This is a genomic window from Streptosporangium sp. NPDC053982 (genome assembly GCF_055585205.1).
The window spans coordinates 348,217-362,742 of record NZ_JBVJKQ010000010.1; the positions used below are offsets into that span (position 1 = coordinate 348,217).

Annotated in this window: 14 protein-coding genes; 8 read left to right on the top strand and 6 right to left on the bottom strand. The window is 73.3% G+C overall.

Features of this window, described 5'->3' with window-relative positions; genetic code table 11:
* Positions 1-247: 247 nt before the first annotated feature.
* On the bottom strand, positions 248-1,501 hold the full coding sequence (locus tag ACZ6W9_RS20540) for an FAD-dependent oxidoreductase (RefSeq protein WP_389968110.1): 1,254 nt from the start codon (positions 1,499-1,501) through the stop codon (positions 248-250).
* Positions 1,498-2,736: an MFS transporter gene (locus tag ACZ6W9_RS20545; RefSeq protein WP_389968112.1), complete on the bottom strand. Its 1,239-nt coding sequence runs from the start codon at positions 2,734-2,736 to the stop codon at positions 1,498-1,500. The genes ACZ6W9_RS20540 and ACZ6W9_RS20545 overlap by 4 nt, the downstream gene beginning before the upstream one ends.
* A 383-nt stretch (positions 2,737-3,119) precedes the next feature.
* Here ACZ6W9_RS20545 and ACZ6W9_RS20550 point away from each other — a divergent pair, with 383 nt between their 5' ends.
* Positions 3,120-3,623, top strand: coding sequence for a hypothetical protein (locus ACZ6W9_RS20550; protein ID WP_389968114.1), 504 nt, complete (start codon positions 3,120-3,122; stop codon positions 3,621-3,623).
* An 89-nt stretch (positions 3,624-3,712) separates the two neighbouring features.
* Entirely contained in the window at positions 3,713-4,594 is an 882-nt protein-coding gene (locus tag ACZ6W9_RS20555; RefSeq protein ID WP_389968160.1) for a diacylglycerol/lipid kinase family protein, read from the top strand.
* 108 nt (positions 4,595-4,702) lie between these two features.
* Here ACZ6W9_RS20555 and pgm read toward each other — a convergent pair whose 3' ends face one another.
* Both pgm and ACZ6W9_RS20565 read right to left on the bottom strand, forming a co-directional pair.
* Positions 4,703-6,340, bottom strand: a complete 1,638-nt coding sequence (pgm, locus tag ACZ6W9_RS20560; RefSeq protein ID WP_389968116.1) for a phosphoglucomutase (alpha-D-glucose-1,6-bisphosphate-dependent) — start codon at positions 6,338-6,340, stop codon at positions 4,703-4,705.
* 49 nt (positions 6,341-6,389) lie between these two features.
* On the bottom strand, positions 6,390-6,590 hold the full coding sequence (locus ACZ6W9_RS20565; protein ID WP_362946203.1) for a hypothetical protein: 201 nt from the start codon (positions 6,588-6,590) through the stop codon (positions 6,390-6,392).
* Between the two features lie 18 nt (positions 6,591-6,608).
* Between ACZ6W9_RS20565 and ACZ6W9_RS20570 the strand changes: the two genes are divergently transcribed.
* The 4 genes from ACZ6W9_RS20570 to ACZ6W9_RS20585 all read left to right on the top strand — a co-directional run bounded on the left by ACZ6W9_RS20570 (position 6,609) and on the right by ACZ6W9_RS20585 (position 11,350).
* Complete coding sequence (locus ACZ6W9_RS20570; protein ID WP_470119084.1) at positions 6,609-7,244, top strand: hypothetical protein; 636 nt, start codon at positions 6,609-6,611, stop codon at positions 7,242-7,244.
* A 192-nt stretch (positions 7,245-7,436) separates the two neighbouring features.
* Positions 7,437-8,672 (top strand): NAD(P)/FAD-dependent oxidoreductase, encoded by a 1,236-nt coding sequence (locus ACZ6W9_RS20575; protein ID WP_470119086.1) that lies wholly within the window; start codon positions 7,437-7,439, stop codon positions 8,670-8,672.
* Positions 8,673-8,897: 225 nt separating this feature from the next.
* Positions 8,898-9,581 carry a fasciclin domain-containing protein gene (locus ACZ6W9_RS20580; protein WP_389968122.1) on the top strand — a complete coding sequence of 228 codons (684 nt, stop codon included), beginning with the start codon at positions 8,898-8,900 and terminating at the stop codon, positions 9,579-9,581.
* A gap of 134 nt (positions 9,582-9,715) precedes the next feature.
* On the top strand, positions 9,716-11,350 hold the full coding sequence (locus ACZ6W9_RS20585) for a RecQ family ATP-dependent DNA helicase (RefSeq protein ID WP_389968124.1): 1,635 nt from the start codon (positions 9,716-9,718) through the stop codon (positions 11,348-11,350).
* A 134-nt stretch (positions 11,351-11,484) separates the two neighbouring features.
* Here the strand turns inward: ACZ6W9_RS20585 and ACZ6W9_RS20590 are convergent, their stop codons facing one another.
* Together ACZ6W9_RS20590 and ACZ6W9_RS20595 are read right to left on the bottom strand one after the other, a co-directional pair.
* The gene (locus tag ACZ6W9_RS20590; protein ID WP_389968126.1) at positions 11,485-12,303 is read right to left on the bottom strand and encodes an SAM-dependent methyltransferase; all 819 of its coding nucleotides are present in this window, start codon (positions 12,301-12,303) and stop codon (positions 11,485-11,487) included.
* Positions 12,304-12,468: 165 nt separating this feature from the next.
* Positions 12,469-13,044 carry an ATP-binding protein gene (locus ACZ6W9_RS20595; protein WP_389968128.1) on the bottom strand — a complete coding sequence of 192 codons (576 nt, stop codon included), beginning with the start codon at positions 13,042-13,044 and terminating at the stop codon, positions 12,469-12,471.
* Between the two features lie 158 nt (positions 13,045-13,202).
* Here ACZ6W9_RS20595 and ACZ6W9_RS20600 point away from each other — a divergent pair, with 158 nt between their 5' ends.
* Both ACZ6W9_RS20600 and ACZ6W9_RS20605 read left to right on the top strand, forming a co-directional pair.
* Positions 13,203-13,448, top strand: coding sequence for a DUF397 domain-containing protein (locus ACZ6W9_RS20600; protein WP_362946186.1), 246 nt, complete (start codon positions 13,203-13,205; stop codon positions 13,446-13,448).
* Positions 13,449-13,557: 109 nt separating this feature from the next.
* Positions 13,558-14,463, top strand: coding sequence for a helix-turn-helix domain-containing protein (locus ACZ6W9_RS20605; protein WP_389968130.1), 906 nt, complete (start codon positions 13,558-13,560; stop codon positions 14,461-14,463).
* The last annotated feature ends 63 nt before the right edge of the window (positions 14,464-14,526 follow it).

A 14,526-nucleotide genomic window follows, 5' to 3' on the forward strand; every position in this document is an offset into this window, starting at 1 on the left:
CCCGGGGGGTCACCCTTTTGAGCCCCCCCCCCCCCCCCCCCCCCCCCCCCACCCCCCCCGGGTGCCCCCCCCCCCCCCCCGCCCCCTACCCCGGGGGGGCGGGCCCCCCCCCCCCCCCCCCCGCACCCCCTCTGCTTCAGGCTTTCTTCTCCGGACCGGGTCCTTCGGAGCCCGGAGGGGCCGTGCCCGGGTCTCCCGGACACGGGGACGGGGACGGCCGTGCCCCCGAACGGCCGCCCCGGGCGTGTCAGGGCAGGAAGGCGTCCTGGCGGAGCAGTTCGGCCCGTACGGCCGGCCCGTCGGCCCCGCCCCGGTCCGCCGTCAGCGCGGCGGCGATCCCCGCGGCGTGGCCGGTCGCGAACGCGGTGCCCATGACCCGCAGCGACCCCCCGGCCAGCCGGTCGCCGTCGAGGTTGCGGCCGGCCGCGAAGAGGTTCCCGGTGTCGGCGCTGCACACCGCCCCGAACGGGATCTCGTAGTATCCGTCGCCCTCGATGAACCGCCACTCCGACGGCACGCCCGGTCCCGGGTGGTACTCCACCGGCCAGGCGCCGAGCGCGACGGCGTCGTCGAACCGGCCCGCGCCGAGCACGTCGTCGTCCGTCATCCGGTAGCGGGCCTCCACGTGCCGCGACTCACGGGTGCCCAGCTCGGGACCGGTGCTGACGATGTAGGCGCCCGAGCAGCCCGGCAGGGAGCGGATCACCTCCAGGTAGGCCCGCGACTGCTCGCGCGCGGAGACCTCGGCCCGGCTGGTGTCACGCGCGTCGCGGGCGTCGTAGGCCTCGTCGACCAGGTAGGCGATGACGTCGCCGGAGACCGGCAGGCGGGCGACCAGTCCCTGCTCGGCCAGCAGGGGCCCCACCCCGCGTTCCCGGGCGGCGCGGACGGCCTCGCGGACCGTCTCCCTGGTGACCGGGGCGTCGGCGGGCACCCCGCCGAAACGGACGCCGAGGGAGCCGTTCTGGACCATGCCGCCGGAGCCGTAGCGGACCCCGGCTCCGGCGCGGGTGGCGAGGTCGGCCTCGCCGGTGGCGTCCACGAACGCGTCCGCGGTGATCTCGTGGACGCCCGAGTGGTCGGCGACCAGGGCCGAAACGATCCGGCCGTCCTCCCGCCGGGCGTCCAGCAGCGTGCTGTGCAGCCGCGGTTCCGCGCCCGCGCCGACGCACACGTCGTCGAGCACCCGCTTGACGGTCTCCGGGTCGAAGACGACGGCCACGGCGGTGAACCTCTGCGGCCCGGTGACGGCGTCCTCCGCGCGCAGGCCGGCCATGACCTCCTCGGCCACGCCGTACACCACCTGCCGGTACGGCTCCGCCCGCGTGTACAGGCCGCAGTAGGTGAGCACGTTGCGCAGGGTGGCGGCGCCGCCCAGGCACGGGCCGCGCTCGACGAGGAGCGTGCGCGCCCCGGTGCGGGCGGCGCCCACGGCGGCGGCGACCCCGCCGGATCCGCCGCCCGCGACGATCACGTCGTAGTGCTCGGTCATCTGGGTCATGCCGCCTTTCCGGGTTCGCGGACGAAGAACATGAGGATCGCGCCGACGAGCGGGCCGACCGCGAGGGCGGCGAACGCCGCGAAGAACGAGCCCGTCGCCTGGAAGATCGCGCCGATGACGACGGGGACGATGACGCTGCCGAGCTGCCAGACCGCGTTGGTCGCCCCCGCCGCGGAGCCGGCCAGGCGGCTGCCGGACAGTTCGGGGATCATGGCGACCATGAGGGGGCTGTAGAGGTAGGCGCCGATCCCGAGGAAGGGCGCCACGATGAGGAACTGCAGCGGGGTGCTCATGGAGCCGAAGACCAGCAGCGCGGCCACGAAGAACAGCAGGACGGCGATGGACGGGATCCTGCGGCCCCGGCCGATGAGGTCGGTCACCAGGCCGACCAGCGGCTTGCTGACGACGGCCACGATGGCGAAGACCACCACCACGGTCCCGGCGGTCACCGGGTCGACGCCGTTGCCCTTCACCATCAGCGTGTTCGACCAGGTGATGAAGCCGTAGGTGCCCCACAGGCCGCCGAAGCCGGCCAGGCCGAGCAGGAGCAGGTCGCGGTTGCCCACCAGCGGGCGCACGTCCGGCTTGCGCGGACCCTCCCCGGCCGCCGGGTTCCCCTCGCCTCCGCCTTCGGGAGCGCGGCGGCGCAGGAGCAGGAAGCAGATCACGGCCAGCACCATCGAGACCACGCCGAACACGTGGTACGAGGTCTCCCAGCCGCTCGACCGGATCAGCCTCGGCACGACGGCGTTGGCGATCACGGTGCCCAGCGAGGTGGCCGTCATGAACACCCCCATGGCCAGCCCCCTGCCCTGCGGGGTGAACCACACCGCGATGAGCTTGACCCCCGCCGCGTAGTCCGCCCCGGCGAACAGGCCGATGAGCGCCTGGAAGGCGATGCCGGCCCCGGCGGAGGGGCTGGAGCCGAACAGCACCATGAACGCGCCGGCCACGAACAGCGACCCGGAGAGGATGTTCCGGGCGCCCAGCCAGTCGGTGAGGAAGCCGCCCCCGGCGTTGGAGATGACGTAGCCGACGTAGTAGGCGGTCGCGAAGACGCCGAGACCGGCCAGGGACACCCCCAGCGCCTCGCCGACCGAGGCTGAGGCGGGACCCCAGGTGGACCGGTCGAGGGAGGTCATGGTGAATGACGCCCAGCACAGCAGCAGGACGGTCCAGCGGTACGGGGACGAGGTACCGGCCGCGTCCCGGCGCGGCATGGTGCGAACGCTCATGAAAGCCCTTTCGACGCCGGCTGACCGGATACGGGGGTCGATACCGGCCAAACGGTGGGAGTGGGCTCACGTTACTGCTTGCGTAGCGCGGTGAGGAAAGGTCATCGCGAGTTTCTTCTATGAGGAACAAAACCCCGGGTCGACGCGGTGACGGTCCCGGAACCCGAGGCAGCCCCCCTGGCCGGAAGCATCCGCATCCGGGGCGGGCACATGGCCGGGAACATCCGGGGCGGGTGCACGGCCGGGAACATCCGGGGCCCGAAGCGGACGGCCGGGCCGGGAGCGCCCGGGAACCCGGGCGGGGGACCCCGAACCCGGGGCCCGGCAACCGCTCCGCCCCGCAGTACGAAACCATGGACATACGGGGGAGGGGGGAGAGTGCCATGGGCGACCTGATCGAGGAGCGGGCACTGCGGGCGCTGAGCGAGGCGTTCGACGCCACCGCGCCCGTCGTCCGGCACGACCGCAGGGAGTTCCCCGAGGGCACCCCCTTCCTGTCGCTGCGCCTGCCGGGCTCCGCCGACGCGGCGGTCTTCCTGGACGACAGCCGGTGGATCTACCTGAGCGAGCCGGAACGCGGCCGGATGCCCACCCAGTTCGCCGCCGGCCGGGTGGACGACGACCCCGAGCTCGTCGTCCGGCGGCTGGTGGCGGTCCTGGCGCCGCCCCGCGGTGACCGCCTGCCGGTCCGCCTGCTCAAGGCGTTCCTGCTCGCCCTGATCGCCGGGCTGGGCGTGGGCATGCTGAGCGTGGTGATCATGGCGGTGCTCATCGCGGGCAACGGCTACCTGTCGGAGACGGCGATCGCCTGGGCCTACGGCCTCGGCGGGCTGTTCGCCATCGCAGCGGGGGGCTGGACGGCGGTCCGCTGGTGGAGGGCGGGCTGACCCCGCGTGACCGCGCCCGTCGCGGGCAGTGACCGGGGAGACGAGGCACGGGAGCGCGGGAGCGCGGCAGGGGAACGGGAGTGAACGGCATGGCGGAACTGCTGGCGGTCTGCAACGGGGGAGCGGGGAGCGCCGACGACGCCGCGCGCGACGCGGCGCTGAAGACGCTGCGCGCCGGGGCCGACGTCGTCGAGGTCACGGCGGGCGAGGGGGAGGGGGACCTCGACGAGGCGCTCGACGCCCACCCCGGCCGGGACGTGGTCGTGATGGGCGGCGACGGATCACTGCACGTGACGGTCGCCGCCCTGCACCGGCGCGGCGAGCTGGACTCCCGCGTCGTGGGACTGGTCCCCATGGGCACCGGCAACGACTTCGCCCGCGGGCTGGGCATCCCGCTGGACCCGGAGGCGGCCGCCCGCGTCGTGCTCGCCGGCCGGCCGCGACCCCTCGACCTGCTGGTGGACGACGAGGGCGGCATCGTCGTCAACGCGGTGCACCTCGGCGTCGGGGCGGAGGCGTCCGAGCGGGCCACGCCGCTCAAGCCCGGCCTCGGAAAACTCGCCTACGCCGTCGGCGCGCTGCTCGCGGGCGCGCGGAGCACCGGCTGGCGGCTGCGCGTGACCGTGGACGACCGGACCCTCACCGACCGGCGGGTGCTCATGCTCGGCGTCGGCAACGGCGTCACCATCGGCGGCGGCACCCCGCTGACCCCGAAGGCCAGGCCCGACGACGGCATGGTGGACGTCGTCGTGGCGCTGACCACCGGGCCGGTGCGGCGGCTCGTCTACGCGTTGCGGCTGCGCGGCGGCCGCCATCCGGAGCTGCGGGACGTCGTCACCGCCCGGGGCCGCGACGTGGCGGTCGAAGGGGAGCCCGCGCCGGCGAACGCCGACGGGGAGCTGACCGGCCCGGCGGCCAGGCGGCACTGGAAGGTCGTCCCCGCCGCCTGGCGCATGTTCACGCAGCCGTGACTCCGGAGGGCGCCCCGGCCGCGGCCCTGGAAGCGGTCCCGGGAGCGCCCCGGCCGTGACCCCGGAGGCCGCCTCGGGAGCGGCCTCGGGAGCGGCCTCGGGAGTGCCTTACTTCAGGGCCTGCGAGACAAGGTCCCGGGCGGCCTCCTGCACCCGGGCGAGGTGCTCGGGCCCCTCGAAGGACTCGGCGTAGATCTTGTAGACGTCCTCGGTGCCGGAGGGCCGGGCGGCGAACCAGGCGCTTTCGGTGACGACCTTGACCCCGCCCAGCGGGGCGTCGTTGCCGGGCGCGCTGGTGAGCACCTCCCTGATCGGCTCGCCGGCCAGGGTGCCGGCGGTGACCTGGCCGGCCGAGAGCCGGGACAGGATCGCCTTCTCCTCGCGGGAGGCGGGGGCGTCCACCCGGGCGTAGGCGGGGTCGCCGAACCTTCCGGTCAGCGCGGCGTAGTGCTCGCTCGGCGAGCGGCCGGTGGTGGCGATGATCTCCGAGGCCAGCAGCGCCAGGATGATCCCGTCCTTGTCGGTGGTCCACACCCCGCCGTCGCGGCGCAGGAACGACGCCCCGGCGCTCTCCTCGCCGCCGAAGCCGAGGGAGCCGTCCAGCAGCCCCGGCACGAACCACTTGAACCCGACCGGCACCTCGACCAGGCGCCGGCCGAGGTCGGCGGCCACCCGGTCGATCATGCCGCTGCTCACCAGCGTCTTGCCCACCCCGGCGCCGGCCGGCCAGTCCGGCCGGTGGGAGTAGAGGTAGGAGATCGCCACGGCGAGGTAGTGGTTGGGGTTCATCAGGCCGCCGTCGGGGGTGACGATGCCGTGCCGGTCGGCGTCGGCGTCGTTGCCGGTGGAGACGTCGTACGCCTCGCGGTTCTCGATCAGCGAGGCCATCGCGTACGGCGACGAGCAGTCCATCCGGATCTTGCCGTCCCAGTCGAGGGTCATGAACCGCCACGTCGGGTCGGTCAGCGGGTTGACCACCGTCAGGTCCAGCCGGTGCCGCTCGGCGATCTCCCCCCAGTAGGCGACGCTCGCCCCGCCCAGCGGGTCGGCGCCGATCCGCACCCCGGCCGACCGGATCGCGTCGATGTCCAGCACCGAGGGCAGGTCGTCGACGTAGGCGCCCAGGAAGTCGTGCCGCCCGGTCGTGTCGGCGGCCAGCGCCCTGGTGTAGGGGACGCGCCGCACGCCCTTCAGCCCCTCCCTGATGAGGGTGTTGGCGCGGTCCTGGATCCAGGAGGTGGCGTCGGTGTCGGCGGGACCGCCGTTCGGCGGGTTGTACTTGAAGCCGCCGTCGGAGGGCGGGTTGTGCGAGGGCGTCACCACCACGCCGTCGGCGAGGCCCGCCGTACGGCCCCGGTTGTGGGTGAGGATCGCGTGGGAGACCGCCGGGGTCGGGGTGTAGCCGTCGCGGTCGTCGATCAGGACCCGCACCCCGTTGGCGGCGAAGACCTCGAGCGCCGACACCCGCGCCGGCTCCGACAGCGCGTGGCTGTCGGCCCCGAGGAACAGCGGGCCGTCGATGCCCTGCTCCGCCCGGTACTCCACGATGGCCTGGCTGGTGGCGAGGATGTGGTCCTCGTTGAAGGCCGTCCTCAGCGAGGAGCCGCGGTGGCCGGAGGTCCCGAACGCCACCCGCTGCCCCACCTCGTCGGGGTCGGGCCGCAGGGAGTAGTAGGCGGTCACCAGCCGGGCCACGTCGACCAGGTCGGACGGCTGGGCGGGCTTGCCCGCGCGCTCGTGCGTCATAAGAAGTCTCCTCACCTCACCAGGGCCGCTTCGCCGAGGCCAACGGTACTTACCCGCGGATCGGCGGCTCACCGCCCCCTTCGACGCCCGCTCCGGTGCCCCCTTCGATCTCCTCCAGGCGTGCCCGGAGCCGGGCCCGGATCTCCTCCGGCGTGTAGGAGCGTCGCCGCCGCTCGGCCCGCGCCACCACCGCCCCGGTCGCCGCGACACCCGCGATCCCGGCCAGGCCGACTATCTTCCACAACCGCATGTGCCTAGGCTACTTCCCGTGATCGGCAAAAGCGTCAGCCTCGACGAGGCGGTCAACCTGACCCGCACCGGCGACGTGTGGCTGTTCCGGGGCCGCAGCGTGCCCGACCGGGCCATCCAGACGGTGACGAACAGCCCCGTCAACCACGTCGGCATGTCCGTCGTCATCGAGGACATGCCTCCCCTGATGTGGCACGCGGAGCTGGGCAGGTCGCTGCCCGACCTGTGGTCCGGCACCCACCAGCGCGGCGTCCAGCTGCACGACCTGCGCGACGCGGTCCGCGTCTGGGCCACCCGGTACGGCCAGCGCGGCTGGCTGCGCCAGCTCGAACCCGAGGTCACCGCCGGGATGGAGGACGCGGTGCTGCGCGTCATCTCCCGGCTGGACGGCACGCCGTTCCCCTCCACGGCCCGGCTCGCCGGGCGCTGGCTGCGCGGACGGGCGCCGCGGATCCTGCGGCGCGGCGCGGCCGAGAACGCCCTGGAGAGCGCCTACTGCGCGGAGGTCGTCGCCGTCACCTACGAGGAGATGGGCCTGCTCCCGGCCGGGCGCCGGCCCCACTGGTACGACCCCGGCCGCTTCTGGAGCGGCGACGACCTGGAGCTGACCGACGGCTTCCAGCTCGGCGGGGAGATCACGGTACGGCTCGCCTAAGCCGTGCGGCCCCGCGCGGGCGGCCGTCCGGAACCCGGTTCCCGGGTCCGGCGCCGGCCGGGCGGGGCGGGGCGCCGCGGCCCGGACGCAACCCCCGGCGTCCCGGCCGCCGAAGGCACGATGGGGCGGATCCGCCGCCCCGCGAGCCGGGCGGGGCCGTACGGCGCCGCCCGAAGGCGAAGGGGGACGCACATGCCAGAGACGGTGGTCGTGGTCGGCGCGGGCCTCGCGGGCCTCGCGTGCGCGGTCCGGCTGCACGCGGCCGGGGTACCGGTCCGCGTCGTCGAGGCGGAGGACGAGGCGGGCGGCCGGGTGCGCACGGACGTCGTGGACGGCTTCCGGCTGGACCGCGGCTTCCAGGTGTTCAACACGGCCTATCCCGAGGCCCGGCGGGTCCTGGACATCGGCGCCCTGGACGTCCGCCCGTTCTCCTCGGGACTGATCGTCTTCGACGCCGGGCGGCGGGAACGGATCATGCTGCCCTGGCGGCACCCCGGGCACGCGCTCAGCGGGGTCCTGGCGGCGGTGGGGTCGCTCCGCGACAAGGCGGCGCTGGCCGCGCTGACCGCGCGCGACATCGCCCTTCCCGCGAGTGTGCTGCGCGGCGGAGCCGAACGCACCACCGAGGAGGAGCTGAGGCGCCGGGGCGTCTCCCCGGAGATGGTGGAGAAGCTGTTCCGCCCCTTCCTGGCGGGCGTCGTGCTGGAGCGGGAACTGGAGACCTCCAGCCGCTTCTTCCACCTGCTGTGGCGATCCTTCGCCCGCGGCACGATCGGGCTGCCCGCGCTCGGCATGGGACGGATCCCGGCGCAGCTCGCCGGCCGCCTCCCGGACGGCGCGGTGCTCCTCGGCACCCCGGTCGCCGCGGTCACCGGCGAGGGGGTGGAGACCGCGGAGGGGGCGGAGATCCCGGCCCGCGCGGTGGTGGTGGCCACCGACCCGGGGACGGCGGCCCGCCTGGTCCCCGGCCTGCGGGAGCCGGAGATGCGGTCGGTGACGACCTTCTACCACGCCGCCCCGCGCTCCCCGCTCGGCGAGCCCACCCAGGTCATCGACGCCGAGGGGCAGGTCACCGACACCATCGTCGTCAGCGACGCCGCGCCCGCCTACTCGGGCGACGGCCGCGCGCTGGTCTCCACCTCGGTGCTCGGCGTGCTGTCCGCCGACGACGAGCCGCGGGTCCGGGCGCGGCTGGCCGAGGTCTACGCCGCCGACACCTCCTCCTGGGAGCACCTCGCGACGTACCCGGTCCGCGCCGCGCTGCCCGCGATGCCGCCGCCCTTCCCGCTGCGCCGGTCCGTCCGCCTCGCACCCGGCCGGTACGTGTGCGGCGACCACCGCGACACCGGGTCCATCCAGGGCGCGCTGGTCTCCGGCCGCCGCGCGGCCGACGCCGTACTGGCCGACCTGACCGGGCTCACCGCCTGACCCCCGCCCGTGCGCGGAGCGTCGGGACCGTCCACCCCCCGGTACGGCGACACACCATGGCCACAGCCTCAACTGATCATTTAGGGAGATATGTGGTCAAGAGTCACCTTATGCGGTATTTATCGGCAAATTCGAGGGGAATCGATCAGCGAAGAGAACGATGGGCACCTTCGGGCCCGCCCGACCGGATCCCGGAGGACTCAACCGTCCGACAAGGAGATCACCGTGAAGAAGTCTCTTCTCGCCGCGGCACTGGCGGCCCTCACCCTGGCGGCGGCCCCGGCGGCGCAGGCCGTCACCGCGGCCTCCTTCCTCAACACGCCCAGCCCCGGCCCTTCGGACATGACCTCCCCCGGCCCCTCCGAGATGTCCGGCTCGCCGTCGGCCGGTGAGGCGGGCAAGCCGTTCGGTCCCGGGTGCTCCCAGCTGCCGGCGGAGGGGCCGGGCAGCCCGGCCGACCTGGCGGGCAAGCCGCTCGACCAGGCCCTGAAGGACATTCCCCAGCTGTCCACGCTCGCCAAGGCCGTCGAGGCCGCCGGGCTGACCGACCAGCTGAAGTCCGCCCAGGACATCACCGTGTTCGCGCCCGTCAACGACGCCTTCGCCAAGATCCCGAAGGAGGCCCTGGCCAAGGTCCTGGAGGACAAGGAACAGCTCAGCAAGATCATCCAGAACCACATCGTCGAGGGTCGCAAGAGCCAGGCCGACCTCGCCGGTGGGACGCTGACCACCGTGGGCGGCGGCACGCTGAACGTCACGGGTTCCGGTGAGGACTACACCGTCAACGACGCCAAGATCCTCTGCGGCAACATCCAGACGTCCAACGCCACCGTCTACCTCGTCGACTCGGTCCTGATGCCCGAGGCGGGGGCCTCGGCCTCGGCTTCGGCCTCGGCGTCGCCGAGCTGAGCGGCCGGGCGAGGGCCCCGTGACGGGCGCCCCCGGCCGTGCCCCGCCGGCCCTTCTCTTCGTCTCCTCGTCGAGGACTACCCCGCCCGTCCGTGGGCACGGGCGGGGTATTCGAACACAGACGGGAGAGCCGTATGAGCAAGGGCGGATCCGGCCGGGTGGCGCGGCGGCTGCGGGAGGCCGCCCGCGAGGCCTTCGGATGGGACGACCTGCGTCCCGGGCAGCCGGAGGCCATGTGCCACCTGATGGACGGCGGGGACGCGCTGGTGGTCATGCCCACCGGGGCGGGAAAGTCGGCCGTCTACCAGGTCCCCGCGCTGCTCATCGACGGTCCGACGGTGGTGGTGTCACCGCTGATCGCCCTGCAGCGCGACCAGGTGGCCGGGCTGCGGGAGGCCGGCGCCGCCGGGGCGGTCGCCGTCAACTCCACGCGGTCCGACGGAGAGGCCTCCTTCGAGGCGATCCGCACGGGCTCGGCGGAGTTCCTGTTCCTGTCCCCGGAGCAGCTCGCCAAGCCCGAGACGATCGAGCGGCTCCGCGAGGCCCGTCCCTCACTGATCGCCATCGACGAGGCCCACTGCGTGTCGGCGTGGGGACACGACTTCCGCCCCGACTATCTGGGCCTGGGGCGGGTGATCGAGGCCCTCGGCCATCCGCCCGTGGCGGCGCTGACCGCCACGGCCACCCCGTCGGTCCAGGAGGAGATCGTCCGGACGCTGGGCCTGAAGGACGTCCACCGGATCGTGCGGGGCTTCGACAGGCCCAACATCGACCTGGAGGTCCGCCGCTTCGTCACCGCCGAGGACCTGCGGCGGGCGCTGGTGGAGGACGCCGCCTCCCGCGAGGGCGTCGGGCTGGTCTACGTCGCCACCCGCCGCGCCACCGAGGAGTACGCCGACGGGCTGCGTGAGCGGGGCCGCCGGGTCGAGGCGTACCACGCGGGGTTGAAGGCGGCCGAGCGCAAGCGGGTGCACGACCTGTTCCGCGACGGCGAGGTCGACGTCGTCGTGGCGACCTCGGCGTTCGGCATGGGGATCGACAAGCCCGACGTGCGCTACGTGCTGCACGCCGCCCCGCCGGAGTCCCCCGACTCCTACTACCAGGAGATCGGCCGCGCCGGGCGGGACGGCGAGCCGGCCTCCGCCGTGCTGTTCTACCGGCCGGAGGACCTGGGCCTGCGACGCTTCTTCGCCGGAGGCCGGGCCGACGAGGAACTGCTGCTGCGGGCCGCCACGCTGGTCGGCGGGCACGGCGGCGCCGTTCCGGCGGGCGAGCTGCGCGCCGTGCTGGACGTCAGCCCCACCCGGCTCACCCGGGTGGTGAACCTGCTGGAGAAGGTCGGCGCGGTCAAGGTGACGGTCGAAGGCGACGTGCGCGCCGTCCCCGGCGGGCCTGCGCCGAAGGAGGCGACGGCGCAGGCCGTCGAGATCGACGACACCCGCCGCCGCATCGACGAGTCCCGCATCGACATGATGCGCGGCTACGCCGAGACGACCGGCTGCCGCCGCCGGTTCCTGCTGGAGTACTTCGGCGAGCCGTACGAGCGCCTCTGCGGTGCGTGCGACACCTGCCGGGAGGGCGCGCCCGCCGGCCCCGGGCCCAGCGACTCCTTCGCCATGCACGCCAAGGTGTGCCACAGCTCCTGGGGCGACGGCATGGTGATGAGCAGGGAGAGCGACCGGATCACCGTGCTGTTCGACGAGGTCGGCTACAAGACCCTCTCCCTGGAGGCGGTCGAGCGCGAGGGCCTGCTGACGGCGGCCTGCTGACGGCGGTGCTCAGGCCGGGCGTGGGCGCGGCGTCGGACACGGGCCCGTGCCCGGACGTGGCGGGAGGCGCGGCGGGGCCGTACCGGGGCCCGCGGAGGGTGAGGGGGCGCTCGCAGCGGGGCGGCCGGGGCGGGTCAGCCCGTTTTGCGGGCCACCCCGGCCATCGTCCAGGTCCTGGTGGGTCGCTGCGCGGCGAGCGGGTTGTCGGGGCGCCAGTGGCGGGCGTACACGAAGCCCGGATCCACCAGCTCCATGCCGTCGAAGAAGCGCAGCACCTCGCGGCGCGTGCGCGCGGTACGCTCGCCGTCGCGGTTGAGGGCCCTGCGATAGACGTCGGTGATCGGGTCGGCCACCTCGGGGTGATCGTCGAAGACGGCGTGGGCGATGACGAGGTGGCTGCCGGTCGCCAGTGAGTCGCGTAGCAGGGCCACGCTCTTGTGCGGATCATCCTCGTTGGGGATGAACTGGAGCGCGTTGGTGATCAGGACGGCCACCGGCCGGTCGGGGTCGATGAGCGCCAGCAACTCCGGGTCGGCCATCAGCTCGTCCTGGTGGAGGATGTCGCCCCGGACGACGGCCGTGGTGTCATCGGTGGCCAGCAGCGCCCTGCCGTGGGAGAGCACGACCGGGTCGTCGGAGACGTAGACCACGCGGACCCCGGGCAGGACCGACCGGGCGACCTGGTGGACGTTCTCCTGGGTGGGCAGTCCCCAGCCGAGGGCGAGGAACTGGTCGATCCCCTCCTTGACCAGATGGCGCACCGCCCGGCCGAGGAACGCCTCGGTCTCCTTGACCATGGTCTTGATCTCCGGGGCGATGGCCAGGATCCGATCGGCGGTCTCCCTGTCGGCCGCGAAGTTGTTCTTGCCGCCGAGGATGTAGTCCAGCATCCGGGCGATGTTGGGCGTGCTCGTGTCCAGCCGCGGCGGTGGGCGCCGATCCGGGTCGCTCACGTCACCTCCCTCGTCGCCTGTGAGGGTAGAGAACACCGACGACTAAGGATAGACGTCCGAGAGGGGACAAAGAGAGAAAAATTCTTATTTTTCAGGGCATCACGGCGTGCGGGGGTGAACCCGGGCGGCACGCCTCCCCACGGTACGGAGGTCCGTCCCGGTAGGTCAGCGGCATGCCTCCAGGCGCCGGGCGGTCCCGGAGGGGAGGGTGAACGACGCCCACACGGCCTTTCCGCTGGTCTCCAGCGGAGTCCACCCCCACGTCTCGCAGATTCCCCGCACGACCTGCAGGCCGCGGCCGCTCTCGGCCTCGAAGTCCGGCTCGCGCAGCAGGGGGCCCTCGTCGCGGGGGTCGGTGACCGCGCACAGCACCGCGTGCTCGGTGTGGCAGACGACGACCCGGACGTCGTGGAACGGCCGGGGGCGGACCTCTCCCCGCAGCCCGTGCCGTACCGCGTTGGTGACCAGCTCCGACACCACCACGGAGGCGTCGTCGACGAGGGACTCGAGCTCCCAGGACACCAGTGCGGCCGCGGCGAACTCCCGCGCGGTGCGGGCCGCCCAGCGATCGTGGGACAGGCCGCGCGCGGCCAGCCGGAGCTGTCCGGCCGGGGCTTCGGCGCCGGACCAGGGCGGAGGGCCGCCCGGGGGGAGGATGCGGCCGAGGATCGACAGCCACCGCTCCCATCCACCGGGCTCGGCCCGGAGGGAGGGGGCGGGGTGCGTGGGATAACCAGTCATCTGTGACCTTGGGATGCGTGACGCTCGCGTAACAAGGGCAATGCGAATAGCTATATTGCCCATGATTGTTGTGCATAAGCAAGTACGGATGCACGTGCAGCTGCACAAAGCTCTATGATCGAGGCATGTCTTCCCTGCGGTCCCGGTGAGAGGCGAGGATGGACGAGCAGCTCAACGGCGTCTCGGCGGCCCTGCTGGCCGGAGTCGCGTGGCGCAAGAGCCGGTTCAGCAACCCCAGTGGCAACTGCGTCGAACTGGCTCCCCTGCCCGGCGGCGCGGTCGCCGTGCGCAACTCCCGCGACCCCGACGGCCCGGCCCTGGTCTACACCCGCCACGACCTCGACGCCTTCGTCAGAGGAGTGAAGAACGGGGATTTCGACGACCTTATTGTCACAATTGGTTGAAGAATAAAATTCGCTGTGGCTGGGAACGAGTGATCAGAGTACGGTGAAGGCTCGCGACGGCCACAAAGAGTGGGCGGGGGCTCGCGTTCCGCGCACGAAGGACTGCCAGATGACCACACCTCACGCCGGTGGTGAACCGGTCGCTCCCGTCTCCATCGCCGCGCCGAGGGGCAGTTCCACGGTTCTCCGGATCGTGCTCGGCGCCCAGCTGCGCCGGCTCCGTGAGGGACGCGACATCACCCTGGAGCGGGCCGGCCACGCCATCCGCGCCTCCCACTCGAAGATCAGCCGGATGGAGCTCGGCCGGGTGAGCTTCCGGGTCCGCGACGTCGCCGACCTCCTCACCCTGTACGGCGTGACCGACGACGACGAGCGCCGGCCCCTGCTCGGCCTCGTCGAGCGGGCCAACCAGATCGGCTGGTGGCACAACTACAACGACGTCCTGCCGAACTGGTTCGAGACCTACGTCGGCCTGGAGGAGTCGGCCTCCGGCATCCGCAACTACGAGGTCCAGTTCGTGCCCGGTCTGTTGCAGAGCGAGGACTACGCGCGGGCCGTGATCCTGCTCGGCTTCCCCTCCGCGGGCGAGGAGGAGCTGGAGCGCCGGGTACGGCTGCGCATGGCGCGCCAGCGGGTGCTGCGCGGCTCCGACCCGCCCCACCTGTGGGCGGTGCTGGACGAGGCCGTGCTGCGCCGCCCGCTCGGCGGGGCCGAGGTGATGCGCGGCCAGATCGACCACATCCTGGCCGCGCTGGAGCTGCCGAACGTGACGGTGCAGATCGTGCCGTTCAGCGTCGGCGGCCACGCCGCGGCCGGCGGGCCGTTCAGCATCCTGCGCTTCGCCCAGCCCGACCTGCCGGACATCGTCTACCTGGAGCAGCTCACCAGCGCGGTCTACCTGGAGAAGCGCGACGAGGTGGAGCGCTACATCGAGGTGATGGAGCGGCTCTGCATCGAGGCCGAGCCGGCCTCGCGCACCCCCGAGATCCTCAGGCGGATCCGCGACGAGCTCTGAACTCCGTTCCGTGGACCCTCGCCACGGCGAGGGTCCACGGAACGGACCGCGGCGGTGAGTCCC